The following is a 24699-nucleotide window of genomic DNA, read 5'->3' on the forward strand; positions in this document are numbered from 1 at the left end:
GAAGGCTCGATTCTACCGACAGCCCGCCGCCCGACGATAGGCCGGCGGTGACGATCACACAGAGCACGACAAAGGTGCGAGGCAAAGGCAGTGGACAAGGTTTTCATCGAGGGACTCGAGGTCGACACCGTGATAGGGGTGTACGACTGGGAGCGTGACATCCGCCAGTGCCTGCGCATCGATCTCACCATGGGCTGGGACATCCGCGCGGCGGCGGCGAACGACGAACTCGAGCACACCCTGAACTACGCGGCAGTGGCCGAGCGCATCACCGCCTTCGCCCACGAGACCACCTTCGAATTGGTCGAGACCTTCGCCGAGCGCCTGGCCGCCCTGCTGCAGGCGGAATTCAAGCTGCCCTGGCTGCGCCTGCGCATCACCAAGCCCGGCGCGGTGCCGACCGCTCGTGGCGTGGGCGTGGAGATCGAGCGGGGGCAGGCGTGACCCGGGTCTATCTGGGGCTGGGCAGCAACATCCAGCGCGAGCAGCACCTGGGCATGGCCCTGGACGAACTCGCCGAGCTGCTGATCGATCTGCACTGCTCGCCAGTGTTCGAAAGCGAGGCAGTAGGCATCCGCAGTGCGCCCTTCTTCAATCTCGTCGTAGCCGGCGACACCGACCTCGATCCCGCCACCTTGAGTCAGAGACTCAAGGCCATCGAAACCCGCAGCGGGCGCTATGCACCGGATCGCCAGGGTCTGCCACTGGACATCGACATCCTGCTGCACGGCGACCTGACCGGCGAGTTCGCCGGCCTGACCCTGCCGCGCGCCGAGATCCTGCGCAACGCCTTCGTGCTCTGGCCACTGGCCCTGCTGGCCGGCGAACGACGGCATCCGGACAACGGTAGGCGCTTAGACGAGCTGTGGCAGGAGATGCGTGGCCAGACCACCCAGGTGCTGCGGCCGGTGGCGTTCCGCTGGAAGGGTATGGAACTGACGCCAGACGCGTTGCTGGGCGCCGATCGAGTGTAGCGCGACGGTCGTTGGGCTTCGCTGCGCTCAACCCAACCTGCGGGAACTCTTCTCCCTCTCCCTTTGGGAGAGGGCTGGGGTGAGGGCACGCCTCGCGAAGGCTCCCCAGTGGAAAAGGCTGCGCCGTTTTCCACGCTACGGTTCTAGCACAGGCTTCGCTTCGCTCGGACAACCCCCTCTCCCTCAGGGAGAGGGTTGGGGTGAGGGTCGCTGGGGAAGAGCTGCGCTGTGCTCAGCGCCAACCTACGAAAGCTGCGCCAGGGCCTCGATGCGGGCTTGCTTGAGGGCCTCGCCCAGGGCGGCACCCTTGAAGCCCTGGGCGACCAGCGGCTGGACCGCGACCCCGCGCACTACCTCGGCCGCCTGACGCAGCAGCGCCAGCGGTGGCTCGCCCTCGGCGGGCCTGACCGCTGCGGCACAGGCGCAGGCCTGGAGGAACTCCTCGAAGCGCGCCGGGCGGCGCAGCACGTCGAAGCCCTGCAGCAGCTCGAACCAGGCCTCCGGGGTCAGCTGTCGGGCCTGCAGCGCCGTGGGCCAGTGGCGCGCCAGCAGCAAGGCCAGCTCGGCGGGATCGCGTGGCACCTTGAGGCGGGCGTTGAGGGCGGCGTGCTGCTCTTCCGGTACGTCCAGCAGCAGGCAGGCCCAGCGCACGTTCAGCGAGGCCTGGACCTCGGCGCTCTGGCGCAGGATGGCATAGACCCGGGCACCCGGCTCGGGCTGCTCGCCGGCGAAGCTGGCAGTCACCTCCGGCAGCAGCGCGGCCAGGGCGCCGCAGTTGTGCAGCACCCGAATGAAAACATCGGGTCGCTCTTCGAGCAGGGCGCGGGAGATTTCCTTCCACAGCCGTTCGGCGCTCAGGGCATCCAGCTCGCCGCTGGCGACCATGTCCTGCATCAGCAGCAGCGTCTCGGGCGCCACCTGGAAACCCAGGCTGCAATAGCGGGCGGCGAAGCGGGCGACCCGCAGCACGCGCAGCGGATCTTCGGCGAAGGCGGGAGAGACGTGGCGCAACAGGCGCGCCTGGAGATCCGCGCGCCCGCCATAGGGATCTATGACCTGGCCGTGGTCGTCTTCGGCCATGGCGTTGACGGTCAGATCGCGGCGGATCAGATCCTGCTCCAGGGTGACATTGGGCGCGGCGTGAAAGGTGAAGCCGCCGTAGCCACGCCCGCTCTTGCGTTCGGTGCGGGCCAGGGCGTATTCCTCGCCGGTCTGGGGATGCAGGAACACCGGGAAGTCGGCGCCCACCGGGCGATAGCCCTGGGCAGCGAGGGCTTCGGCGGTGGCACCCACCACGACCCAGTCGACCTCCGTTACCGGGCGACCGAGCAGGCGATCCCGTACGGCACCGCCCACCTTGTAGATTTGCATAGAAAAAGACCTCCTTGCGGAGGTCTAGGATAGCCCGAAAGATCGGCTCGACTCAGATCGGCGAAGCCAGATCCAGACGCCGGTCGTGATCGCGGCTCTCGTGGCGGGGTGGAACCTGGAAGCTCTGGGCCACGTCGTCGCCCCTCATGCTTTCCAGGCGGATATCGAAACCCCAGAGTCGGTGCAGGTGCTTGAGCACCTCGTCCGTGGAGTTGCCCAGCGGCTTGCGGTCATGCTGGAAGTGGCGAAGGGTGAGCGAACGATCGCCACGCCGATCGACATTCCAGATCTGCACATTGGGCTCGCGATTGCCCAAGTTGTACTGGGCAGCCAGTTGCTCGCGGATCAGCCGATAACCGCCGTCGTCGTGGATGGCCGCCACCTCCAGTTCGTCACGCTGGTCGTCATCGAGGATGCTGAACAGCTTGAGGTCGCGGATCACCTTGGGCGAGAGGTACTGCAGGATGAAGCTCTCGTCCTTGAAGCTCTTCATGGCGAAGGTGACGGTGGCCAGCCAGTCGCTGCCGGCGATCTCGGGGAACCAGCGGCGATCTTCGTCCGTGGGGTCCTCGCAGATGCGGCGGATGTCGCGGAACATGGCGAAGCCCAGGGTGTAGGGGTTGATGCCGCTGTAGTAGGGGCTGTCGAAGCCCGGCTGGTAGATCACCCCGGCGTGGGATTGCAGGAATTCGAACATGAAGCCTTCGGTGACCAGGCCCTCGTCGTAGAGATCGTTGAGCAGGGTGTAGTGCCAGAAGGTGGCCCAGCCCTCGTTCATCACCTGGGTCTGGCGCTGGGGATAGAAGTACTGGGCGATCTTGCGCACGATGCGGATCACCTCGCGCTGCCAGGGCTCCAGCAGTGGCGCGTGCTTTTCCACGAAATAGAGGATGTTTTCCTGGGGTTCGCTGGGGAAGCGCGCCCCTTCGTCGTGGGCTTCCTTGCCGACCATCTTGGGAATGGTCCGCCAGAGGTCGTTGACCTGACGCTGCAGCTGCTCTTCGCGCTCCTTCTGCCGCTGGCGTTCCTCGGCGGCGGAAATGGGATAGGGCCGCTTGTAGCGGTCCACCCCGTAGTTCATCAGCGCATGGCAGGAATCGAGCAGTTCTTCCACGGCATCGATGCCATGGCGTTCCTCGCACTGGGTGATGTACTGCTTGGCGAACACCAGGTAGTCGATGATTGAGCTGGCATCGGTCCAGGTGCGGAACAGGTAGTTGCCCTTGAAGAAGCTGTTGTGGCCGTAGCAGGCGTGGGCGATCACCAGTGCCTGCATGGTCATGGTGTTCTCTTCCATGAGGTAGGCGATGCAGGGATCGGAATTGATCACGATCTCGTAGGCCAGCCCCATCTGGCCGCGGCTGTAGTGCTTCTCGGTATGGAGGAAGTGCTTGCCATAGGACCAGTGGTTGTAGCCGATGGGCATGCCGACGGAAGCGTAGGCGTCCATCATCTGCTCGGCGGTGATCACCTCGATCTGGTTGGGATAGGTGTCCAGCGCATAGCGCTTGGCGATCCGGGCGATCTCCCGGTCATAGGTCTGGATCAGCTCGAAGGTCCATTCCGAGCCGGTGGAGATGGGCTCACGTTTCATGACACGAGTCTCCGCTGGAACAGTTCGCGGAACACGGGATAGATATCCCCCGCCGAGACGATCTGCTGCTGCGAGAAGGAATCCGGGAAGCTGCCCCGGACGTTCTCGTATTCGTACCACAGCGCCTGGTGCTCGCGCGGGGTGATTTCCACATAGGTGTAGTACTGCATGAACGGCAGGATCTGCTTGGTCAGGATCTCCCGGCAGATGGGCGAGTCGTCGTTCCAGTTGTCGCCGTCGGAAGCCTGGGCGGCATAGAGATTCCATTCGTTGACCGGATAGCGCGCGGCCATGACTTCCTGCATCAGCTTGAGGGCGCTGGAGACGATGGTGCCGCCGGTTTCGCGGGAGTAGAAGAACTCTTCCTCGTCCACTTCCTTGGCGCTGGTGTGGTGGCGGATGAACACCACCTCGATGCGCTCGTAGTTTCTCTTGAGAAAGAGGTAGAGCAGGATGTAGAAGCGCTTGGCGATGTCCTTGGTCGCCTGGGTCATGGAGCCGGAGACGTCCATCAGGCAGAACATCACCGCCTTGGAGCTGGGGCTGGGCTGCTTGGAGAGCAGGTTGTACTTGAGGTCGAAGGTGTCGAGGAAGGGCACCTTGTCGATACGCGCGCGCAACCGCTCGATCTCGGCCTCCAGCGCCTGGATGTCACCCAGGTTGTCGGGCTCTTCCACCCGCAGCCGTGCCAGTTCGGCCTTGGCTTCGCGCAGCTTGTTGCGGCTGCCGCCGGAGAGGGCGATGCGCCGGGCATGGGAGGCACGCAGGGTGCGGATGATGTTGATGCGGGCGGGGTTGCCCTCGTTGCTGATGCCGGCGCGTACCGTCTTGAAGGTGTCGGTGCCGGTCAGCTGCTTCTTGACCAGGTTGGGCAGCTCCAGATCCTCGAACATGAAGTCGAGGAATTCGTCCTGGGTGATCTGGAAGGCGAATTCGTCCATGCCTTCGCCGCTGTTGCTGGCCTTGCCCTGGCCCTGACCACCGCCGCCGCCTTGGGGCCGCGGGATGCGCTCGCCGCTGACGAATTCCTTGTTGCCCGGGTGGACGATGGTCTGGCGTCCGCCCTTGCCCTGGTACAGCGCGGGTTCGTCGATGTCGCGGGCAGGAATGCTGATCTGCTCGCCGTGCTCCATGTCGGTGATGGAGCGCCGACTAACGGCTTCCTCGACCGCCTTCTTGATGTGCTCACGATAACGCCGCAGAAAACGCGTGCGGTTCACCGTGCTCTTGTTCTTGCCGTTTAGACGCCGGTCGATGACATAACTCATACAGGCCCTCCGGGCTATTGCAGGACGCCACGACGACGCGGCAGGCGCGTCGTCGCGGGTTCAGCCTCAGGCTGCCTTACTGCGACTTGCGTACCCGTGAATACCACTCGGACAGCAGTCGCACCTGCTTCTCGGTGTACCCGCGCTGGACCATGCGGGTCACGAAGTCGCTGTGCTTCTGCTGGTCTTCCTTGCTGGCCTTGGCATTGAAGCTGATGACCGGCAGCAACTCCTCGGTGTTGGAGAACATCTTCTTCTCGATCACCGCACGCAGCTTCTCGTAGGACAGCCAGCTCGGATTCTTGCCGTTATTGTTGGCACGGGCGCGCAACACGAAGTTGACGATCTCGTTGCGGAAATCCTTCGGATTGCTGATGCCGGCCGGTTTCTCGATCTTTTCCAGTTCCTCGTTGAGGGAGGCGCGATTGAGGATCTCGCCGGTTTCCGGATCGCGGTATTCCTGGTCCTGGATCCAGAAGTCGGCATAGAGCACATAGCGGTCGAAGATGTTCTGGCCGTATTCGCTGTAGGACTCGAGGTAGGCGGTCTGGATCTCCTTGCCGATGAATTCCACGTAGCGCGGCGCCAGGTATTCCTTGATGAATCTCATGTAGCGCTCGCGGGTCTCGGCCGGGAATTGCTCGGCTTCGATCTGCTGCTCCAGCACATAGAGCAGGTGCACCGGGTTGGCCGCGATCTCGTTGGCGTCGAAGTTGAACACCCGCGAGAGGATCTTGAAGGCGAAGCGGGTCGAGAGGCCGTTCATGCCCTCGTCGACGCCGGCGCTGTCGCGGTATTCCTGGATCGACTTTGCCTTGGGATCGGTGTCCTTGAGATTCTCGCCGTCATAGACGCGCATCTTCGAATAGATGTTGGAGTTTTCCGGTTCCTTGAGGCGCGAGAGCACCGAGAACTGGGCCAGCATCTTCAGGGTATCCGGCGCGCAATGGGCGCTGGCCAGGGAGCTGTTGACCAAGAGCTTGTCGTAGATGTGGATCTCGTCGGAGACGCGCAGGCAATAGGGCACCTTGACGATGTAGATCCGGTCGATGAAGGCCTCGTTGTTCTTGTTGTTGCGGAAGGTGTGCCACTCGGATTCGTTGGAGTGGGCCAGGATGATGCCGCTGTAGGGCAGGGCGCCGAGGCCTTCGGTGCTGTTGTAGTTGCCTTCCTGGGTCGCGGTCAGCAGGGGGTGCAGGACCTTGATCGGGGCCTTGAACATCTCCACGAATTCCATCAGGCCCTGGTTGGCCCGGCATAGGGCGCCGGAATAGCTGTAGGCGTCCGCATCGTTCTGCGGGTATTCCTCCAGCTTGCGGATGTCCACCTTGCCCACCAGCGCGGAGATGTCCTGGTTGTTCTCGTCGCCCGGTTCGGTCTTGGCGATGGCGATCTGGTTGAGGATGGAGGGGTAGAGCTTGACCACCCGGAACTTGCTGATGTCGCCGCCGAATTCCTGCAGGCGCTTGGCCGCCCAGGGCGACATGATGCTGCGCAGGTAGTGACGGGGGATGCCGTAGTCCTCTTCGAGGATCTGGCCGTCTTCGTCGGGATTGAACAGCCCGAGGGGCGATTCGAATACCGGCGAGCCCTTGATGGCGTAGAAGGGGATCTTCTCGATCAGGTGCTTGAGTTTCTCCGCGAGGGACGACTTGCCGCCGCCCACCGGGCCGAGCAGATAGAGGATCTGCTTCTTCTCTTCCAACCCCTGCGCCGCATGGCGGAAGTAGGACACGATCTGTTCGATGCAGTCTTCCATGCCATGGAAGTCGGCAAAGGCCGGATAGCGGCGGATGACCTTGTTGGAAAAGATGCGCGACAGGCGTGAATCACTGGTGGTGTCCACCAGTTCGGGTTCGCCGATGGCCATGAGCATGCGCTCGGCGGCACTGGCAAAGGCGGTACGATCCTTCTTGCAGATCTCAAGGTATTCCTGAAGGGAATACTCTTCCTGGCGAGTCGCTTCAAAACGCCCCTGGAAGTGACTGAAAATGCTCATGACGTCTCCTCGCTGGATACCCTGGACCAGCTTGGAATCGATGCCTGGAGCCTTGCCTTGCTGCCGGTGGGGAGCGGTCATGCCGGGCGACGAAAGATAACGTCTCTAATACCTTCGCGGTCGTCTTGCCTAATCGATCCTTACACGCCTGCAGAATTAGGGTCGGGTTTCGAGAGACGCACGAAGGAGACCGATGGAAACGGTCCCCCTGGAATTCCCCCGAATCTCCAGTGGTTACACCGATGGTCCAAAGCCGGTTATCGAGCCCGCCGTTTCCGGAGGGCCTGATTCCAGAATAGTCCTATCTGCGAGATGTGGAAGAGCCAATTCGGTTTATTCTTGTAACGACAGCGTCAATCGGCTGTGCTAGAGGCCCGCTCAAGCCTGGCCGCTGGCGGTCTCGTCGGGATAGCGGGTGCGCCAGTTTTCGAAGCCGCCGTCGACGCTGTAGACCTGGCTGAAGCCCTGGCCGGCCAGGAAGGCGGCCGCACTCTGGCTGGAGTGACCGTGGTAGCAGAACACCAGCAGCGGCGCGTCCAGATCGGCGGCGGCTATGAAGTCGTGGATGTTCTGGTTGTCGAGCCGCTGCGCCCCGGCGACGTGCAGGGAGGCGTAGCTGTGCGGATCGCGGATGTCGACGATCTGGGCGCCCTGGCTACGCAGCTCCAGGGCCCGCTCGGGGGAGATACAGGTGAATTCGCTCATTTCTTCTCCTTGCAACTGCAGAGATGACGACGGTTGCCGTCGACGTCGAGCAGGGTCATGTCGCCGCCCCAGACGCAGCCGCTGTCGAGGGCCTCGACATTGGGCGCCGCGCAGCGACCCTTGAGCGCGGCCCAGTGGCCGAACAGGATGCGCACGTCGCGGGTCAGCCGGTGCTCATGGCTGAACCAGGGGGCGAAGCCGGCCGGTGCGCTGTCCAGGCCTTCCTTGCTCTTGAATTCCAGACGACCTTCGGCGCTGCAGAATCTCATGCGCGTCAGGTAGTTGGTGATCAGGCGCAGGCGTTCCTGGCCTTGGAGATCATCTTGCCAGAGCGCCGGCTCGTTGCCATACATCTGCTCGAGAAAGGGCACGTGGGCCTGGTCATCGCGCAGCACGGCTTCGACTTCGCCGGCCAGACTCAGCGCCTGACCCAGCGTCCACTGCGGTGGCAGGCCAGCGTGGACCAGCACGCAATTGCGCTCCGCATCGTGCTGGATCAGCGGCAGATGGCGCAGCCAAAGCAGCAATTCGTCGCGATCGGGGGCGGCGAGGATGTCGCTCAGGGTGTCCTGTTTCTTCAGCCGGGCGCCGCCCAGGGCCACCGCCAGCAGGTGCAGGTCGTGGTTGCCCAGGACGCTGACCAGCGAATCGCGCATCGCGTACAGGTATCTCAGGGTTTCCAGGGACTGAGGTCCGCGGTTGACCAGATCCCCTACCAGCCAGAGGCGGTCCTGCGCAGGATCGAAGCGGACCTCGTCGAGGAGGCATTTGAGCGGGTCGAGGCAACCTTGCAGATCGCCAACGGCGTACAGCGTCATCGGGACTCCTAGTGCAGCGAGCCGGGTACGGCCAGGCGGAAGGTGGGGATGGCGGCTTCGAAGAGATGGCCATCGCTGGCGACCATCTGGTAGCTGCCCCTCATGCTGCCGACCTGGGTCGGCATCAGGGTGCCGCTGGAGTAGCTGTGGGTTTCGCCCGGGGCGATCAGCGGCTGTTCGCCCACCACGCCCGGTCCGCGCACTTCCTGCGCCTCGCCATTGCCATCGGTGATGATCCAGTGGCGGCTGAGCAGCTGCGCCGGGAGCTGGCCGTCGTTGCGGATGCTCACGTCGTAGGCGAAGGCGTAGCGCTCCTGGCTGGCACTGGATTGCTCGGGCAGGTAGCGGGTGGTGACCTGCACGGTGATGAGATAGCGCGGATCGGGCTCGGTCACGGGAGAATTCTCTGCGGAGGCGGGTGGAAAGGCTTCAGCTGGACGCCAGCTGGTTGGCCAGGCGCACATAGGCGGCCAGGTCCAGCTGCTCGGGGCGCAGCCCCGGATCGACGTCGGCGGCCTCGATGGCGGCGCTGTCCAGGGTACCCTTGAGGGTGTTCCTGAGGGTCTTGCGGCGCTGGCCGAAGGCCTCGCGGACGACGCGCTCGAGCAGCACCGGATCGCGGGCCACATGGGGCCGCTCGGTGTGGGGCACCAGGCGCACGATCGCCGAATCCACCTTGGGCGGCGGATTGAAGGCGCCTGGACCGACGTTGAACAGGTGCTCCACGCGGCAGTGGTACTGCACCATGATCGACAGCCGTCCCCAGTCGCCATTGCCGGGCACCGCGGCCAGGCGTTCCACCACTTCCTTCTGCAGCATGAAGTGCATGTCGGCGATGATGTCGGCGAAGCTGAGCAGGTGGAAGATCAGCGGCGTGGAGATGTTGTAGGGCAGATTGCCCACCACCCGCAGTCGATCGCCGGCGGCGATGCTGGAGAGGTCGTATTTCATGGCGTCACCCTGGTGCAGGGTGAACAGCGGATTGAGGCCGAACTTGAGTCGGAGCAGGGGAATCAGGTCCTGATCCAGCTCGATGACGTCGAGCCGGGCGCCGCTGCCGAGCAGGCCCTCGGTCAGGGCGCCCTGGCCCGGACCGATTTCCAGCAGGCGCTCGCCGGATCGCCCGTGGATGGCGCGCAGGATGCGATGGATCACCCCGGCGTCGTGCAGGAAATTCTGGCCGAACCTCTTGCGGGCGCGGTGTTGGTAGAGCTCGGTCATCAGGTGCTCCGGCGCAGGCAGCGGGCCTGCGATTTCAAGACGGCAAAGACCCACCAGTTTAGCAGACCCTTGGCCGTCACCGGAGCGCTCAGAGTCTCTTCATAACCTGCTGCGCGTCGGCCAAACTGCGTTGAAAAGACCTTCGGAATGCTCATTTACCATTCGTAAACTCCGCTTCCTCAGGGCTTTTCGCCTTGTTTGGCTCTAGCTCGCGAGGTTATGAATAGCCTCTTAGGTCACCGAACGGCGATGGGCCGCCATGCTGTAGGCGGTCTCCAGGGCCACCTTCAGACTGCCGGTGTCGATGCGTCCGCTGCCGGCCAGGTCGAGGGCGGTGCCATGGTCGACCGAGGTGCGGATGATCGGCAGGCCCAGGGTCACGTTGACCGCCGCGCCGAAACCCTTGTGCTTGAGCACCGGCAGGCCCTGGTCGTGGTACATGGCCAGGACGGCATCGCAGTGCTCGAGGTGCTTGGGGGTGAAGAGGGTGTCGGCGGGCAGCGGTCCGACGAGATCAAGGCCTTCGGCGCGCAGGCTGTCCAGCGCCGGCTCGATGATCTCGATCTCTTCCCGGCCCAGATGACCGCCCTCGCCGGCATGGGGATTGAGACCGCAGACCAGGATGCGCGGCCGGGCCACGCCGAAATAGCGCTGCAGATCGCCATGCAGGATGCGGGTCACGTCCAGCAGCGTCTGGTGGTCGATGGCATCGGCCACTTCGCGCAGCGGCAGGTGGGTGGTGACCAGGGCCACTCTCAGGCCGGCGGTCGCCAGCAGCATCACCACCTGCGGGGTGTGGGTCAGTTCGGCGAGGAATTCGGTATGGCCGGAAAAGGCCACGCCCCCGTCGTTGATCACGCCCTTGTGCACGGGCGCGGTGATCATGCCGGCGAAGGTGCCGTCGAGGCAGCCCTGGCCGGCGCGCGTCAGGGTGTCCAGGACATAGGCGGCGTTGGCGGTGTCGAGCTGGCCGGTCACCACCGGCGCACCCAGCGGGGTGTCCCAGACATAGAGGGCACCGGCGGGTGCCGGGCGGTCGGGCCAGGCCGCGGGGGCGACCTTGATGAGCTCGATGGCGAGTCCCAGTTCGAGCGCGCGGGCGGCCAGGAGGTCGCGGCTGGCGATGGCGATCAGGGCGTGGGGCTGGGCCACGCGGGCCAGCAGCAGACAAAGGTCGGGACCGATACCGGCGGGCTCACCGGGGGTCAGGGCGAAGCGCAGGGCCATGGCGGGCTCCGGAAACAAGAAGGCCGCAGGGGGTGCCTGCGGCCTCGGGGTTACTGCTTGATCTCGACGTAGGCTTCGTCGCGGATCTGCCGCAACCAGGTCTGCAGCTCCTGGTCGTACTTGCGGCTACGCAGGAGATTCAACGCCTGCTGCTCGCGGGCCTGCTGGGTATTGTCGGTGGCCCGACGACCCAGGACTTCCAGGATGTGCCAGCCGAAGGCGGTGCGGAACGGCTGCGACAGCTGGTTGACCGGCGAGTTGTTCATGACCTCGCGGAATTCCGGGACCAGGGATTCCGGATTGATCCAGCCCAGGTCGCCGCCATTGAGCGCCGAGCCCGGATCTTCCGAGAAGCTCTTGGCCAGGGTGGCGAAGCTCTCGCCGTTCTGGATGCGCTCGCGCAGGCGCGCGGCCAGACGCTGGGTCTCGGCATCGCTGCGCACGGCATTGGGCTTGAGCAGGATGTGCCGGACGTGCACCTCGTCGACGATGCTGGCCTCGCCTCCGCGCTTCTCTTCCACCTTGAGGATCACGAAGCCGCCAGGTACGCGCACGGGCTGGGTGATGCCACCGACGCCGACACTGCCGATCAGGCGGTCGAAGGGCGGGGGCAGTTGGGCAGCCTTGCGCCAGCCGATCTCGCCGCCGTCGAGGGCGTTGTCCCCGGCCGAGCGGGCGATGGCCAGCTGGTTGAAGTCGGCGCCCTGACGCAGCTGGTTGTAGGTGTCCTGGGCCTGGCGCGCGGCGGCGTCGAGACCGGCATTGCCGGCGTTGTCGGCCACCGGGATCAGGATGTTGGCCAGCCGGTATTCTTCGGACAGCTGCAGCTTGCCCAGGTCCGAGGCGAGGAAGTTCTGCACCTCCTGCTGGGTGACCTGCACGCGCTGACCGACCTGGCGCTGGCGCACCCGGCTGATCATCATCTCGCGACGGACCTGCTCGCGCGCGGCATCGTAGGAGAGACCGTCGCGGGCCAGGGCCTGACGGAATTCGGCCACGCTCAGGCCATTGCGCTGGGCGATGGTGGCGACGGCCTGATTGAGTTCCTCGTCGGAGATCTTCACGCCCATGCGGCCGGCCAGCTGCATCTGGATGTCTTCCAGGATCAGCCGCTCGAGCACCTGCTGGCGCAATTCGCTTTCCGGCGGCGCCGCGGCGCCGCGGCGGGTGATGTTCTGCTTGACCTCGTTGAGTCGCTGATCGAGCTGGCTCTGCATGACCACGTCGTTGTCGACGATGGCCACGACCTTGTCCAGCGGTACCACGGCAGCCTGAGCCAGGGGGGTGAGGGCGAGCGCCGCGCCCAGGGCGAGCGGGCGCAGGGCGTTACATAGCTTGGTCTTCACGTTCACGATAGCCTTGAATGCCTCTGTCCAGGAAGCCTTCGGTCTTGCCGCCGAAGACGTTGCCGAGTCCCTTGAGCACGATCTGCAGGAAGATCCCGCGATCGGCTTCGGAGCTCTGGGCGGTGTAGAAGACGTCGTCTTCGCTCTTGAGCCAGTAGCGGCTGATCAGGCGCAGCTTCCAGCAGCAGTTGTCGTACTCGAAGCCACCGAAGGCTTCCAGGGTACGGCTCTTGTTGTAGTCGAACTGCCAGCGGGCGATGGCGGACCACTGGGGCACGATCGGCCAGATGAAGGAGATGTCGTGCTGGTCGACCTTGTAGTCGTCGCTGTTGTAGGTGAAGCGGCCGAAGTTCGGATCGAACACCCGGACGTTGTCACGATAGCGATAGCCGACGTTGAGGATCTTGCCCGGCTCGGCTTCCGGCTGGTAGTGGAACATGACGCTGCCGGAGTCGGTCTGGTGCAGGGTCGGATCCCAGTTGAACTCGCCGTTCACGCGCCAGTCGCGGTTGAAGCGATACATGCCAGCCAGGGCATAGGGCGAACGCGAGGTGGTGGCCTGGGGATTGTCGATGTTCTGACCCAGGCTGCGGGCATAGGCCAGGTCGTCCTTGGTCAGGCCGGGCAGCTGGACATCGCGGTCACGGAAGTAGAACAGCTGGCCGAAGCTGACGTTGGCGCGCTCGAAGCCGTTGGGCTCGATGAAGCGGCTGGTGGCACCCAGGGCCAGCTGGTTGGCGTCGCCGATGCGGTCGCGACCGGTGAAGCGGTTGTCGCGCCACAGCGAGCTGTAGCTGAAGGTGTATTCGCCGGTATCGAACACTGGCAGATCGTCTTGGTCGCGATAGGGTACATAGAGGTACTTGGCGCGGGGTTCCAGGGTCTGCTTGCCGCCTTCGCCGAACAGATTCGAGGTGCGGTCGAAGTAGAGGCCGCTGTCGAGACTGAAGATCGGCACCGAACGGGTCGGGCTGTCGTTGAAGCTGGTCACGCTGGAACCGGCCGAGGCGCGACGACCACCGCCGACCAGCGGCGAATTCAGGTCGTTCTGACCGGTGCTGTCCAGGTCGAGGTCGTAGCGCGTGTAGGCATAGCGCACCGACGGCGTCAGGAAGCCCCAGGACGCGGTCATCGGGCGGGCGATGCCCGGCTCGACATGGTAGCGATTGCCTTCGGCGCGGGTCAGGCCGAAGAGATTGACGTCCGGGCGGTTGCGCACGTTGGTGCGATTGCCGTTGTCGTCCAGGTCGAAGTAGGTGTTGTCGTCGAAGCTGCGGGTGAAGCGCACCGCCTCGGTGTCGTAGGTGAAGTCCAGGCCGCCCGGGTTGTAGGGCAGGGCGCCGGTCAGGGTCAGCTGCGGCAGGCGGTTGTAGGGCGTCACGTCGGAGACCGTGGCCAGCTGGTAGGCCTGGGCGTTGAGGCCGGCGACAAAGGTGTCGCCACGGTAGGTCAGGCGGCCCTGCTGGTTGACGTAGGTCGGCTTGTTGATGCCGAGGTCGGTGTCCAGGTCCTGGAAGTAGTAGGGATCGCTGATGCGGGTGTAGTCGACCTCGGCCATCAGGCGCGAATCCAGGCCGCTGCGGTTCTTCCAGCCGTACAGCCAGCGGTTGTCGGTGGCTTCCGGTTCGCCCTCGTGCTCCGGATCGGTGTCCTTGAGGTAGGAACCGTAGACCTCGCCTTCGCTGCTGCGGGTCAGGTAGCGGAAGTCACCCTCGGTCTGCAGGCCATGCTTGGCCATGTAGCGCGGATAGAGGGTGGCGTCATAGTTGGGCGCCAGGTTGAAGTAGTAGGGCGTGGTGATCGCGAAGCCGGTGTCGCTGGAGGTGCTGATCGAGGGCGCCAGGAAACCGGACTGCCGACGGTCGTCGATCGGGAAGTAGATGAAGGGCGTATAGAGGACCGGAATGTCCTTGACCCGCAGCGTCGCGTTGGTCGCATAACCCAGGCCGGTGGCCGGGTTCAGGGTCACGGTGTTGCCCTTGACCTGCCAGGCGTTGCTGCCCGGTTCGCAGGTGGTGTAGGTGCCATCCTTGAGGCGGATGATGGCGTCGTCGCCACGCTTGGCATAGAGCGCGCTGCCGCGGGCGCGGCTCTGGTGCATGACGAATTCGGCGTTGTCGACCTGGACCTGGCCGTTGTCCAGCTGCAGATCGGCCTTGTCGCCGACCATCAGCAGGCCATTGTCGCGGAATTTGACGTTGCCCTTGAGCTCGCCGCGATTCTCCAGCTGGTGCAGGTTGGCTTCCTGGGATTCCACCTGCATGCCGCCCTGCCGCAGTACCACGTCGCCGGCCAGGGTGGCGACCTGCTGCTCCTGCTCGTAGCGCGAGGCCTTGGCCGAGACGTAGGTCGGGGCCTTGGACGTCGGGGTGTCGTCGTACATGCCCGGGCGCTGCGGCTCGACATAGGCGCCACTGCAGTAGGGGCCGGTCTCGGCCAGCTGGGCCGGGGTCAGCTGATCGCGCGGGACCCAGTCCAGGTGGCTGTAGTCGGCGCTGCGGGACTTGAGGGCACGACCCTTGCTCTCGGTCACCAGCACGGCATCGTCGCCCTTGCGTGCGGCCGGCTCGGCGGCGACGCCCTGGGTCTCGCCCTTGCTGGGACGGGGCGGGATGGCCGCGGTCGGTGCCTGGGTGTTGCACGACCAGCCACCACCGGCGCCGGCACTGCAGCTGAACTGCTCGGCGGGTGCGGCGATAAGGGCGGTGACGGGCTGCATGGCGAGCAGGCTGCCGGTTACCAAGAGGGGGAATTTTCTGCGAAACGCGGGGGTTTTCACGGCCATCCTTAAAGTCGTCCTGCACGCCGGCCATTAAGGGGCCGCGGCCTCTCGATGGGCTCAAAAAGATAGCGGATAATAAAACATGACCTGCGCATCGGCTAGGGCCGGGGGATCCGCTGTAAATGACTGAAGATGTTCGCTTAAACCAGATAGAAGACTGGCTGACCACCGTTCTACCGGAAATTTTCCGGGAGCAGGCCTGGGGTGAGGTGCCCGTGGGCAGCCTGACCGCGGCCAGCAGCGATGCCAGCTTTCGCCGTTATTTCCGCTGGGCGGGCGAGGGCCGCAGCTTGATCGTGATGGATGCGCCGCCGCCACAGGAGGACTGCCGTCCGTTCGTCCAGGTGGCCGCGCTGCTGGCCGCCGCCGGGGTCCATGTGCCGCGCATCCTGGCCGAGGATCTGGAGCGGGGATTCCTGCTGCTGAGCGACCTCGGCACCCTGACCTACTTGGAGGTGATCAATGCGGCCAATGCCGACGATTATTTCCAGGCGGCCATCGACGCCTTGCTGGCTTTTCAGGGCAGGCAGCCGACGAACGGCAGCCTGCCGCTCTACGACAGGGCTCTGCTCGCCCGCGAGTTGAGTCTGTTTCCGGAGTGGTACGTGGGCCGCGAGCTGGACACGACCTTGAGCGCCAGCCAGCTCGATCGCTGGCAGGCCATCTGCGAGGTGCTGATCGACAACGCCCTGGCGCAACCCCAGGTGCTAGTCCATCGGGACTTCATGCCGCGCAACCTGATGCTCAGCACGCCCAATCCGGGGGTGCTGGACTTCCAGGATGCGGTCATCGGCCCGGTGACCTATGACATCACCAGCCTGTTCAAGGACGCCTTCCTCAGCTGGCCGGAGCCGCTGGTGCAGCGCTGGCTGCTGGGCTACTGGGAGCAGGCCCGCGCCGCCGGCATTCCGGTGCAGGCCGAGTTCGCCGATTTCCAGCGAGCCTCGGACCTGATGGGCGTGCAGCGCCATCTCAAGGTAATGGGCATCTTCGCCCGCATCTGGCACCGCGACGGCAAGCCGCGCTATGTCGCCGACACCCCGCGCTTTATCGCCTATATCCGTACCGTGGTGGCACGCCGCCCCGAGCTGGCCGGCCTCGGCGCCTTGCTCGACGAGCTGCATGCCGAGCGGGCCGAGGCATGAAGGCCATGATCCTGGCGGCGGGCAAGGGCGAGCGGATGCGACCCCTGACGCTGAGCCTGCCCAAGCCGCTGATCGAGGTGAACGGCCGGCCGCTGATCGAGCACCACATCCGGGCCCTGGCGGCGGCGGGCATCACCGAGCTGGTGATCAATCACGCCTGGCTGGGCGCCCAGCTGGAAGCCGCCCTGGGCGATGGCAGTCCGCTGGGGGTCGCCATCCGCTTCTCCCCCGAGGGTGAGCCGCTGGAGACCGGAGGCGGCATCTTCCGTGCGTTACCGCTGTTGGGCAGCGCGCCCTTCGTGCTGGTCAACGGCGACATCCGTACCGACTTCGTCTTTGGCAGCCTGACCCTGCCGGCCGGTTGCCTGGCGCATCTGGTGCTGGTCGACAATCCGCTGCATCACCCGAGCGGCGACTTCGGCCTGGTGGACGGGCGGATCACCCTGGACGCCCCGGAGAAGCTCACCTACAGCGGCATCGCCGTGCTTCATCCGCACCTGTTCGCCAGTTGCACGGCCGGAGCCTTCAAGCTGGTGGACGTGCTGCGGCCGGCCATTGCCGCCGGGCAGGTCTCGGGCCAGCGACTGGACGGTCGCTGGGTGGACGTCGGTACCCTCGAGCGGCTGGCGGAAGCGGAGCGGCTGTTCGAGGCGGCTTCTTGAAGATCTGGTTCTGGCCGCTGACGCTGCTGGGTTTCCTGGCCGGCTGGGCGGTGGCCAGCATTCCCGGTGCGCTGCTGGTGGCGCTGCTCGCTCATGCCGGCGAGCGGCAACTGGGGCTGACCTCCCTGGCGGGCTGGAAGGCGCGCTGGCAGGGGCGCCCCGGGCGCTTCGAGCACCAGGCGCAATTCCAGATGCTCGGCCGGCTGGCCAAGCGCGGCGGGCGGGTGCTGACCGCCCACATCCGCCAGGCCGAAGGCGAGATCGAACGTCTGGGGCTGGGCGCCGACGACCGCAAGAAGGCCATCGCCGCCTTCGAGCAGGGCAAGGGTGGCACCCTGCCGTCGACGGCCGATCTGCAGCGCCTCAGCGAGCGCAGCGAAGGCATCCTGCGCGCCTGCTGGCGCATGGTCTGGATCAGCGGCAGCGTGCGCCCCGGCGATCGCGACGAGATCCTCGGCTGGGGCCAGGCGATGGGTCTGGCCGAAGCCCAGGTGCTTGCCTTGCAGCCGCCGGTACAGACGGCGCCACGCCAGCCCAGCAATGAAGAGAAGTATCGCAAGGCGCTGCAGTTGCTCGGCGTCACCGATGACGCCGACGCCGCTACGGTCAAGCAGGCCTATCGGCGGCTGCTCTCGCGCCATCACCCCGACAAGAAGGCCGGCGCCGGGGCCGGCCAGTCGGCGGTCTATGCCGCTGCCCAGCGCACCGCCGAGCTGCATGCCGCCTACCAGGTGATCAAGACGCGGCGGGGCTTCCGCTAGCGGCCGGTGGCAGCCGATCCAGCCAGGCGCGCAGGCGGCGGACGGTCTGTTCCTGCTCGGCGGCCCGGTCGCCGGGAATCACCGGCAGATCGATCTGCCGATAGCCCTTGTTGGCCTTTTGCGCCGCGCGTTCCTTGCGCCGCTGGGCGGCCGCTCCGGGGGCGTGCACCAGGTCGGCGATCTGCAGGTCGGTCTTGCCCATGGTGGCGTCCAGCCGCGGCGGCATGCCCTGGGGTTCGCGGGCGTCGATGAGCACCAGTTGCTTGACCTCGGCCGGTTCCTTTTCCGCCAGATAGCGCGCCGCCCAGTAGGCGCCGGTGCCGTGACCGACCAGCACGATGGGGCTGGCGCCCTGTTGCAGCGCCAGGTCGATGCCGGCGGCGATGCGTGCCAGTACCCGGGTGGCCTGGGCATTGGCCGCGGCTTCGGGATCCACCGGTGCGACCGCCGCCTGGGCCGGTTCGCCGCTGCCGGCTTCGGCCTGGGTCGGGGCGGCGGGCGCCGTACCGCTGCCGCCGGTCACCGGCGGTGCTGCCTGCTCGCTGTTGGCCTGGGCGTCGGTGTCCGCCGGCGCGGTGTCCCGCTCGATCGCCACCACGGGGTCATAGGGATCGGGCAGGCTCAGGCTGATGGTCTGCCAGCCGAAGGTGGGCAACTGCTGGCGCACGGGCGCCACCACATTGGGCCAGTCGGCCGATTCGCCATCGCCCGGCACCAGCACCACCGTTCCGGCGGCCTTGGCCCGGGCGGCGGGCACTAGCAGGGCGAGAAAGGATTCGTCGCCAGCCTGCAGGGTCTTCTGCTGCTCGGCGGGCAGTTGCCGCATCAGCGCCTGCTGCTGCTCCTGGCTGCGCTCCAACGCCGGGGCCACGGCGGCCGGCGCCGCCGGCGTTTCCGGTGCCGGGGTGGGCGCCTCTTCGGCAAGCACCGGGGCGGCAAGGCCGAGCAGGAGGAGGCAGAGCGGCAGCAGGGCGGGCGACGACATCGACGGGAATCCTCGACAGGGGGACGGTTGACCCTGGCGAGCCTACCGCCGTTCGCCCCGTCGGGGCAGCGGGAACGCCCGAGCCGCAGACGGATCTCCGTTACAATGCCGCCACTTAACCTTCGCCGAGGCTATCCCATGCAACCCTTCGCCATCGCTCCCTCGATCCTGTCCGCCGATTTCGCCCGCCTGGGCGAGGAGGTCGACAAGGTCCTCGCCGCCGGTGCCGACATGGTCCATTTCGACGTGATGGACAACCACTATGTGCCCAATCTCACCATCGGCCCCATGGTCTGCAAGGCGCTGCGCAACTACGGGGTGACCGCGCCCATCGACGTGCACCTGATGGTCAAGCCGGTGGATCGCATCATCGGCGATTTCATCGAGGCCGGCGCCACCGACATCACCTTCCACCCCGAGGCCTCCGAGCACATCGATCGCTCGCTGCAGCTGATCAAGGACGGCGGTTGCCGGGCCGGCCTGGTGTTCAATCCGGCCACCTCGCTGGATGCCCTGAAGTACGTCATGGACAAGATCGACATGGTGCTGCTGATGAGCGTCAACCCCGGCTTCGGCGGCCAGAAATTCATTCCCGGCACCCTCGACAAGCTGCGCGAGGCACGCGCCCTGATCGACGCCTCGGGCCGGCCGATCCGCCTGGAGATCGATGGCGGGGTCAACGTCAAGAACATCGGCGAGATCGCCCGTGCCGGGGCCGATACCTTCGTCGCCGGCTCGGCCATCTTCGGCCAGCCCGACTATGCCGCGGTGATCCAGGCGATGCGCGCCGAACTGGCCAAGGCCCGCTCGGTATGAGCGCCCTGGTACGCCTCGGTGGCGGGCATCCGCCCGCCCTGGTGATGTTCGACCTCGACGGCACCCTGCTGGATTCGGCGCCGGACCTGGCCGCCGCGGTGGATGCCATGCTTGAACGCCTGGGCCGCGCGCCGGCGGGACTGGACAAGGTGCGGCTGTGGATCGGCAATGGCGCCCGGGTACTGGTACGCCGGGCACTGGCGGATGACATGCGGCATGACGCGGTGGACGATGCCGCCGCCGACGAGGCCCTGGCGCTGTTCATGGCGCTCTATGGCGGCAGTCACGCCCTGACCCGCGTCTATCCCGGCGTGCTGGACAGCCTGGCGCTGCTGCGCACCCTGGGCGTGCGCCTGGCGGTGATCACCAACAAGCCGGAACGCTTCGTCGCGCCGCTCTTGGCCGACATGGGGCTGGGCGACTTCGACTGGATCGTCGGCGGCGATACCCTGCCGCAGCAGAAGCCCGATCCGGCGGGCCTGCTGTGGGTCATGCAGCAGGCGGGGGTAGCGGCCGGCCAGGCCCTGTTCATCGGCGATTCGCGCAACGACATCCGCGCCGCCCGGGCCGCCGGGGTGCGCTGCGTGGCCCTGAGCTACGGCTACAACCATGGCGAGCCCATCGCCAGCGAGCAGCCGGATCTGGTCGTCGACGATCTGCGCGAACTGTTCATCTAGCCGCCGAAGTGGCCGGCCGGTTGCCATGCCGCGCCGGCTAGGCTAACGTGGCCCTTCAACCCCCGCCCCAAGAGCAAGAGATCGCATCGTGGTGGTCACCCGCACAGGCTCCTCGCGAGCATGGATGAAAGTCATCAAGGCCCTGGCCCGTTGGCGCTGGCGCGCCTGATTTCGTCCCTGCCGGTATCAGACCGGCACGCTGTGCACCCGACCTTTCGTTTTCCTCGCCACGAGGCTGATCATGACCCGCGACGACTTCCTGCGCCTGGCCGCTCAAGGCTATAACCGCATTCCCCTGGCCTTCGAAACCCTGGCCGACTTCGACACCCCGCTGTCCCTCTATCTCAAGCTGGCCGATGCGCCCAACTCCTATCTGCTGGAGTCGGTGCAGGGCGGTGAGAAATGGGGCCGCTATTCGATCATCGGCTTGCCCTGCCGGACCCTGCTGCGTGCCCGCGGGTACGAGGTCACGGTGCACGAGGGCGAGCGAGAGCTCGAGGCGGCCACCGTCGAGGATCCGCTGGCCTTCGTCGAGGCCTTCAAGGCCCGCTATCGCGTGCCGGTGGTGCCCAATCTGCCCAAGTTCGATGGCGGCTTGGTGGGCTACTTCGGCTATGACTGCGTGCGCTATGTCGAGAAGCGCCTGGGCGCCAGTCCCAATCCCGATCCGCTGGGCACCCCGGACATCCTGCTGATGGTCTCGGACGAAGTTGTGGTCTTCGACAACCTGGCCGGCAAGCTGCACTGCATCGTGCTCGTCGATCCGAGCCAGCCGAACGCCTATGAGCAGGGCCAGGCCCGACTCGCGGCGCTGCGCGAGCGCATTCGCCAGCCCATCGCCCCGCGCCTGGGCCTGGACTTCGCCGCGGTAGGCAGCGGCAGCGAACCGGCCTTCCGCTCCAGCTACAGCCGTGCCGACTATGAAAACGCCGTAGAGCGGATCAAGGACTACATCCTGGCCGGCGACTGCATGCAGGTGGTGCCCTCGCAGCGCATGACCATCGATTTCCAGGCTGCGCCCATCGACCTCTATCGGGCGCTGCGCTGCTTCAACCCCACGCCCTACATGTATTTCTTCAACTTCGGCGACTTCCATGTGGTGGGCAGTTCGCCCGAGGTTCTGGTGCGGGTGGAAGACGGCGAGATCACCGTGCGCCCCATCGCCGGGACCCGTCCACGTGGTGCCACCGAAGAAGCCGATCTGGCGCTCGAGCGCGACCTGCTGGCCGATGCCAAGGAGCTGGCCGAGCACCTGATGCTGATCGACCTGGGCCGCAACGACGTGGGCCGGGTCTCCACCACCGGCAGCGTGACCCTGACCGAGAAGATGGTCATCGAGCGTTATTCCAACGTGATGCACATCGTCAGCAACGTCACCGGCCGGCTCAAGCCCGAGCTCTCCGCCATGGACGCCCTGCGCGCCATCCTGCCGGCCGGCACCCTTTCCGGGGCGCCGAAGATCCGCGCCATGGAGATCATCGACGAACTGGAACCGGTCAAGCGCGGCATCTACGGCGGCGCCGTGGGTTACCTGGCCTGGAACGGCAACATGGACACCGCCATCGCCATCCGCACCGCGGTGATCAAGGACGGCGAACTGCACGTGCAGGCGGGCGGCGGCATCGTCGCCGACTCCCAGCCGGCGGCGGAGTGGGAAGAGACCCTCAACAAGCGTCGCGCGATGTTCCGCGCCGTCACCCTTGCCGAACAGTCCGTCTGAGGAATCCACCATGCTGCTGATGCTCGATAACTACGATTCCTTTACCTACAACCTGGTGCAGTACCTGGGCGAGCTGGGCGCCGAGGTCAAGGTGGTGCGCAACGACGAGGTGCCGGTCGAGGCGCTGGACGACCTGGCGCCGGAGCGCATCGTCGTCTCCCCCGGTCCCTGCACGCCCAACGAGGCGGGCATCTCCCTGGCCACCCTGGAGCGCTTCGCCGGCAAGCTGCCGGTGCTGGGCGTCTGCCTGGGCCATCAGAGCCTGGGCCAGGCCTTTGGCGGCGAGGTGGTGCGGGCGCGCGAGCCGATGCACGGCAAGACCAGCCCGGTCTACCACAACGGCGAAGGCGTCTTCGCCGGCCTGCCCAATCCCTTCACCGTGACCCGCTACCACTCGCTGGTGGTCAAGCGCGAGACCCTGCCCGAGTGCCTGGAGATCACCGCCTGGACCCAGCATCCGGACGGCAGCATGGACGAGATCATGGGCCTGCGGCACCGCGAGTTCATGATCGAGGGGGTGCAGTTCCACCCCGAGTCCATCCTCACCGAGCATGGGCACGACCTGCTGGCCAACTTTCTCCAGCAGCAGGGAGGACGGCGCTAGATGGACATCAAGCAGGCCCTGAACCGCATCAGCGGACAACTCGACCTCAATGTGGCGGAAATGCAGGCGGTGATGCGCCAGATCATGACCGGTGGCGCCGACGAGGCGCAGATCGGTGCCTTCCTCATGGGCATGCGCATCAAGAGCGAGACCATCGACGAGATCTGTGGCGCGGTCAGCGTGATGCGCGAACTGGCCACCCCTGTGGTGCTGCCGAGCCTCGATCACGTGGTCGACGTGGTGGGCACCGGTGGCGATGGCGCCAACATCTTCAACGTCTCCTCGGCCTCGGTGTTCGTGGTCGCGGCGGCCGGCGGCAAGGTGGCCAAGCACGGCAATCGCGCGGTGTCCGGCAAGAGCGGCAGCGCCGATCTGCTGGAGGCCGCGGGCATCTACCTGGAGCTGACGCCCGAGCAGATCGCTCGCTGCGTCGAGCAGGTGGGCGTCGGCTTCATGTTCGCCCAGTCACACCACAGCGCCATGCGCCATGCCGCCGGGCCGCGTCGCTCCCTGGGGCTGCGCACCCTGTTCAACATGCTCGGCCCTCTGACCAACCCGGCCGGCGTGCGCCACCAGGTGGTCGGGGTGTTCAGCGCCGCGCTGTGCCGGCCGCTGGCCGAGGTGCTGCAGCGCCTGGGCAGCCACCACGTGCTGGTGGTGCACTCCCGCGACGGCCTGGACGAATTCAGCCTGGCCGCGGCGACCCAGGTGGCCGAACTCAAGGACGGCAGCATCAGCGAATACCAGGTGCTGCCGGAGGATCTGGGCATCAAGAGCCAGACCCTGGTCGGCCTGACGGTGGACGGCCCCGAGGCCTCCCTGGCGCTGATCCGCGACGCCCTCGGCCGACGCAAGACCGAAGCCGGGCAAAAGGCCGCCGACATGATCGTGCTCAACGCCGGCGCGGCGCTCTACGCCGCGGATCTCGCCCATAGCCTGCATGAAGGGGTACTCTTGGCCCACGACGCGCTCTACAGCGGCCTGGCCCGGGAAAAGCTGGACGAGCTCGCCCATTTCACATCCGTCTATCGCGAGGAGGGTCGCCCGTGAGTGTGCCAACCGTGTTGCAGAAGATCCTGGCCCGCAAGGCCGAGGAAATCGCCCAGCTCAAGGCCCGGACCAGCCTGGCCGAACTCGAGGCCCAGGCCCGTGCCGCCGACGCCCCGCGCGGCTTCGCCCGCGCCCTGCAGGCCCAGGTGGCGCGCAAGGAGGCGGCGATCATCGCCGAGGTGAAGAAGGCCTCGCCGAGCAAGGGCGTGATCCGTGAACACTTCGTGCCGGCCGAGATCGCCCACAGCTATGCCCTGGGCGGGGCCACCTGCCTGAGCGTGCTCACCGACGTGGACTTCTTCCAGGGTGGCAACGCCTATCTGCAGCAGGCGCGCGCCGCCTGCCAGCTGCCGGTGATCCGCAAGGACTTCCTCGTCGATCCCATCCAGGTGGTGGAAGCCCGGGCCATCGGCGCCGACTGCATCCTGCTGATCGTCGCCGCGCTGGACGACGGCCTGATGGGCGAGCTGGCCGCCACGGCCAAGGACGTCGGTCTGGACGTGCTGGTCGAGGTGCATGACGGCGCCGAGCTGGAACGCGCCCTGACGGTGCTGGACACCCCGCTGGTGGGGGTCAACAACCGCAACCTGCACACCTTCGAGGTCAGCCTGGAAGCCACCCTCGATCTCTTGCCGCGCATCCCCCAGGATCGCCTGGTGATCACCGAGAGCGGCATTCTCAATCGCGCCGACGTGGAGCTGATGGAAACCAACGAGGTGCGCGCCTTCCTGGTCGGCGAAGCCTTCATGCGCGCCGACGAACCAGGCCAGGAGCTGCAGCGTCTGTTCTTCCCGGATCGCCGCTTCCCGCTCAGAGACGCCTGAGACCAAGGTCGTCCGCACGAGGCCCCGGGACCACCCCGGGGCCTTTTTCTTTCCACAGGGTGATCCAGGTCGACTCGCGCCCACCCCGGGCGGCGGGAACGACCTCCGTGTGCCCGCTGCCGACGCAGGGCTTTGTTTCTGTAGGGATAA

Annotated in this window: 22 protein-coding genes and 1 pseudogene; 11 read left to right on the plus strand and 12 right to left on the minus strand. The window is 66.1% G+C overall.

Annotated elements, in window-relative coordinates:
* The first annotated feature begins 90 nt into the window (after nucleotides 1–90).
* Nucleotides 91–444, plus strand: coding sequence for a dihydroneopterin aldolase (gene folB, locus PSEK12I1_RS0103740; protein ID WP_027600726.1), 354 nt, complete (start codon nucleotides 91–93; stop codon nucleotides 442–444).
* Nucleotides 441–974, plus strand: coding sequence for a 2-amino-4-hydroxy-6-hydroxymethyldihydropteridine diphosphokinase (gene folK / locus PSEK12I1_RS0103745; protein WP_027600727.1), 534 nt, complete (start codon nucleotides 441–443; stop codon nucleotides 972–974). Before folB ends, folK begins: the two co-directional genes overlap by 4 nt.
* Nucleotides 975–1217: 243 nt before the next feature.
* Here the strand turns inward: folK and PSEK12I1_RS0103750 are convergent, their stop codons facing one another.
* The 11 genes from PSEK12I1_RS0103750 to PSEK12I1_RS0103800 form a co-directional block, all read right to left on the minus strand.
* On the minus strand, nucleotides 1218–2345 hold the full coding sequence (locus PSEK12I1_RS0103750; protein ID WP_027600728.1) for a multifunctional CCA addition/repair protein: 1128 nt from the start codon (nucleotides 2343–2345) through the stop codon (nucleotides 1218–1220).
* A 52-nt stretch (nucleotides 2346–2397) separates the two neighbouring features.
* Nucleotides 2398–3939 carry a SpoVR family protein gene (locus PSEK12I1_RS0103755; RefSeq protein WP_027600729.1) on the minus strand — a complete coding sequence of 514 codons (1542 nt, stop codon included), beginning with the start codon at nucleotides 3937–3939 and terminating at the stop codon, nucleotides 2398–2400.
* Nucleotides 3936–5207: a YeaH/YhbH family protein gene (locus PSEK12I1_RS0103760; RefSeq protein ID WP_007159743.1), complete on the minus strand. Its 1272-nt coding sequence runs from the start codon at nucleotides 5205–5207 to the stop codon at nucleotides 3936–3938. Before PSEK12I1_RS0103760 ends, PSEK12I1_RS0103755 begins: the two co-directional genes overlap by 4 nt.
* A gap of 76 nt (nucleotides 5208–5283) precedes the next feature.
* Nucleotides 5284–7206, minus strand: coding sequence for a PrkA family serine protein kinase (locus PSEK12I1_RS0103765; RefSeq protein WP_007159742.1), 1923 nt, complete (start codon nucleotides 7204–7206; stop codon nucleotides 5284–5286).
* Nucleotides 7207–7584: 378 nt separating this feature from the next.
* Nucleotides 7585–7911, minus strand: coding sequence for a thiosulfate sulfurtransferase GlpE (gene glpE / locus PSEK12I1_RS0103770; RefSeq protein ID WP_027597514.1), 327 nt, complete (start codon nucleotides 7909–7911; stop codon nucleotides 7585–7587).
* Nucleotides 7908–8729, minus strand: coding sequence for a symmetrical bis(5'-nucleosyl)-tetraphosphatase (locus PSEK12I1_RS0103775; protein WP_027600730.1), 822 nt, complete (start codon nucleotides 8727–8729; stop codon nucleotides 7908–7910). The genes glpE and PSEK12I1_RS0103775 overlap by 4 nt, the downstream gene beginning before the upstream one ends.
* A gap of 8 nt (nucleotides 8730–8737) precedes the next feature.
* Nucleotides 8738–9124, minus strand: coding sequence for a Co2+/Mg2+ efflux protein ApaG (gene apaG / locus PSEK12I1_RS0103780; protein WP_007159739.1), 387 nt, complete (start codon nucleotides 9122–9124; stop codon nucleotides 8738–8740).
* 34 nt (nucleotides 9125–9158) lie between these two features.
* Nucleotides 9159–9950 (minus strand): 16S rRNA (adenine(1518)-N(6)/adenine(1519)-N(6))-dimethyltransferase RsmA, encoded by a 792-nt coding sequence (gene rsmA, locus PSEK12I1_RS0103785; RefSeq protein WP_027597516.1) that lies wholly within the window; start codon nucleotides 9948–9950, stop codon nucleotides 9159–9161.
* A gap of 231 nt (nucleotides 9951–10181) precedes the next feature.
* Nucleotides 10182–11177 carry a 4-hydroxythreonine-4-phosphate dehydrogenase PdxA gene (gene pdxA, locus PSEK12I1_RS0103790; protein WP_027597517.1) on the minus strand — a complete coding sequence of 332 codons (996 nt, stop codon included), beginning with the start codon at nucleotides 11175–11177 and terminating at the stop codon, nucleotides 10182–10184.
* A 50-nt stretch (nucleotides 11178–11227) separates the two neighbouring features.
* A complete protein-coding gene (locus PSEK12I1_RS0103795; RefSeq protein WP_027597518.1) occupies nucleotides 11228–12523 on the minus strand; it encodes a peptidylprolyl isomerase in 1296 nt (431 codons plus the stop codon).
* Entirely contained in the window at nucleotides 12504–15308 is a 2805-nt protein-coding gene (locus PSEK12I1_RS0103800; protein WP_027597519.1) for an LPS-assembly protein LptD, read from the minus strand. The genes PSEK12I1_RS0103795 and PSEK12I1_RS0103800 overlap by 20 nt, the downstream gene beginning before the upstream one ends.
* A 119-nt stretch (nucleotides 15309–15427) precedes the next feature.
* Between PSEK12I1_RS0103800 and PSEK12I1_RS0103805 the strand changes: the two genes are divergently transcribed.
* The 3 genes from PSEK12I1_RS0103805 to PSEK12I1_RS0103815 are packed head-to-tail and all read left to right on the plus strand — an operon-like array spanning nucleotide 15428 to nucleotide 17873.
* A complete protein-coding gene (locus tag PSEK12I1_RS0103805; RefSeq protein ID WP_027600731.1) occupies nucleotides 15428–16450 on the plus strand; it encodes an aminoglycoside phosphotransferase family protein in 1023 nt (340 codons plus the stop codon).
* A complete protein-coding gene (gene murU, locus PSEK12I1_RS0103810; RefSeq protein WP_027600732.1) occupies nucleotides 16447–17112 on the plus strand; it encodes an N-acetylmuramate alpha-1-phosphate uridylyltransferase MurU in 666 nt (221 codons plus the stop codon). Before PSEK12I1_RS0103805 ends, murU begins: the two co-directional genes overlap by 4 nt.
* Complete coding sequence (locus tag PSEK12I1_RS0103815; RefSeq protein ID WP_027600733.1) at nucleotides 17109–17873, plus strand: DnaJ domain-containing protein; 765 nt, start codon at nucleotides 17109–17111, stop codon at nucleotides 17871–17873. The genes murU and PSEK12I1_RS0103815 overlap by 4 nt, the downstream gene beginning before the upstream one ends.
* On the opposite strand, the gene PSEK12I1_RS0103820 is transcribed toward PSEK12I1_RS0103815, so the two are convergent.
* A complete protein-coding gene (locus tag PSEK12I1_RS0103820; protein ID WP_027600734.1) occupies nucleotides 17848–18858 on the minus strand; it encodes a DUF3530 family protein in 1011 nt (336 codons plus the stop codon). The two genes, PSEK12I1_RS0103815 and PSEK12I1_RS0103820, sit on opposite strands and share 26 nt — an antisense overlap.
* A 138-nt stretch (nucleotides 18859–18996) precedes the next feature.
* Between PSEK12I1_RS0103820 and rpe the strand changes: the two genes are divergently transcribed.
* From rpe to trpC, 6 genes and pseudogenes are all read left to right on the plus strand, one after another.
* Nucleotides 18997–19674: a ribulose-phosphate 3-epimerase gene (rpe, locus tag PSEK12I1_RS0103825; RefSeq protein ID WP_027600735.1), complete on the plus strand. Its 678-nt coding sequence runs from the start codon at nucleotides 18997–18999 to the stop codon at nucleotides 19672–19674.
* Nucleotides 19671–20520, plus strand: a pseudogene (locus tag PSEK12I1_RS0103830) (phosphoglycolate phosphatase). Before rpe ends, PSEK12I1_RS0103830 begins: the two are co-directional and overlap by 4 nt.
* 72 nt (nucleotides 20521–20592) lie before the next feature.
* Complete coding sequence (gene trpE, locus PSEK12I1_RS0103835) at nucleotides 20593–22071, plus strand: anthranilate synthase component I (protein ID WP_027600736.1); 1479 nt, start codon at nucleotides 20593–20595, stop codon at nucleotides 22069–22071.
* Nucleotides 22072–22081: 10 nt separating this feature from the next.
* Nucleotides 22082–22675 carry an aminodeoxychorismate/anthranilate synthase component II gene (locus tag PSEK12I1_RS0103840; protein WP_027597527.1) on the plus strand — a complete coding sequence of 198 codons (594 nt, stop codon included), beginning with the start codon at nucleotides 22082–22084 and terminating at the stop codon, nucleotides 22673–22675.
* Entirely contained in the window at nucleotides 22676–23725 is a 1050-nt protein-coding gene (trpD, locus tag PSEK12I1_RS0103845; RefSeq protein WP_027600737.1) for an anthranilate phosphoribosyltransferase, read from the plus strand. It abuts the gene before it with no gap.
* A complete protein-coding gene (gene trpC, locus PSEK12I1_RS0103850) occupies nucleotides 23722–24549 on the plus strand; it encodes an indole-3-glycerol phosphate synthase TrpC (RefSeq protein WP_007159725.1) in 828 nt (275 codons plus the stop codon). Before trpD ends, trpC begins: the two co-directional genes overlap by 4 nt.
* Nucleotides 24550–24699 lie beyond the last annotated feature (150 nt).

The organism is Pseudomonas sp. MOIL14HWK12:I1 (assembly GCF_000510705.1).
GTDB classification, from domain to species: Bacteria; Pseudomonadota; Gammaproteobacteria; order Pseudomonadales; family Pseudomonadaceae; genus Chryseomonas; species Chryseomonas oryzihabitans.

Bases quoted from the DNA above. Each gene is read 5' to 3' on its own strand.
- PSEK12I1_RS0103840 (WP_027597527.1), top strand. From the start codon at position 22,082: ATGCTGCTGATGCTCGATAACTACGATTCCTTTACCTACAACCTGGTG.
- murU (WP_027600732.1), top strand. From the start codon at position 16,447: ATGAAGGCCATGATCCTGGCGGCGGGCAAGGGCGAGCGGATGCGACCC.
- PSEK12I1_RS0103775 (WP_027600730.1), bottom strand. From the start codon at position 8,729: ATGACGCTGTACGCCGTTGGCGATCTGCAAGGTTGCCTCGACCCGCTC.
- PSEK12I1_RS0103755 (WP_027600729.1), bottom strand. From the start codon at position 3,939: ATGAAACGTGAGCCCATCTCCACCGGCTCGGAATGGACCTTCGAGCTG.
- trpE (WP_027600736.1), top strand. From the start codon at position 20,593: ATGACCCGCGACGACTTCCTGCGCCTGGCCGCTCAAGGCTATAACCGC.
- PSEK12I1_RS0103820 (WP_027600734.1), bottom strand. From the start codon at position 18,858: ATGTCGTCGCCCGCCCTGCTGCCGCTCTGCCTCCTCCTGCTCGGCCTT.
- PSEK12I1_RS0103805 (WP_027600731.1), top strand. From the start codon at position 15,428: ATGACTGAAGATGTTCGCTTAAACCAGATAGAAGACTGGCTGACCACC.
- pdxA (WP_027597517.1), bottom strand. From the start codon at position 11,177: ATGGCCCTGCGCTTCGCCCTGACCCCCGGTGAGCCCGCCGGTATCGGT.
- PSEK12I1_RS0103760 (WP_007159743.1), bottom strand. From the start codon at position 5,207: ATGAGTTATGTCATCGACCGGCGTCTAAACGGCAAGAACAAGAGCACG.
- rsmA (WP_027597516.1), bottom strand. From the start codon at position 9,950: ATGACCGAGCTCTACCAACACCGCGCCCGCAAGAGGTTCGGCCAGAAT.
- rpe (WP_027600735.1), top strand. From the start codon at position 18,997: ATGCAACCCTTCGCCATCGCTCCCTCGATCCTGTCCGCCGATTTCGCC.
- PSEK12I1_RS0103750 (WP_027600728.1), bottom strand. From the start codon at position 2,345: ATGCAAATCTACAAGGTGGGCGGTGCCGTACGGGATCGCCTGCTCGGT.
- trpD (WP_027600737.1), top strand. From the start codon at position 22,676: ATGGACATCAAGCAGGCCCTGAACCGCATCAGCGGACAACTCGACCTC.
- PSEK12I1_RS0103800 (WP_027597519.1), bottom strand. From the start codon at position 15,308: ATGGCCGTGAAAACCCCCGCGTTTCGCAGAAAATTCCCCCTCTTGGTA.
- glpE (WP_027597514.1), bottom strand. From the start codon at position 7,911: ATGAGCGAATTCACCTGTATCTCCCCCGAGCGGGCCCTGGAGCTGCGT.
- PSEK12I1_RS0103765 (WP_007159742.1), bottom strand. From the start codon at position 7,206: ATGAGCATTTTCAGTCACTTCCAGGGGCGTTTTGAAGCGACTCGCCAG.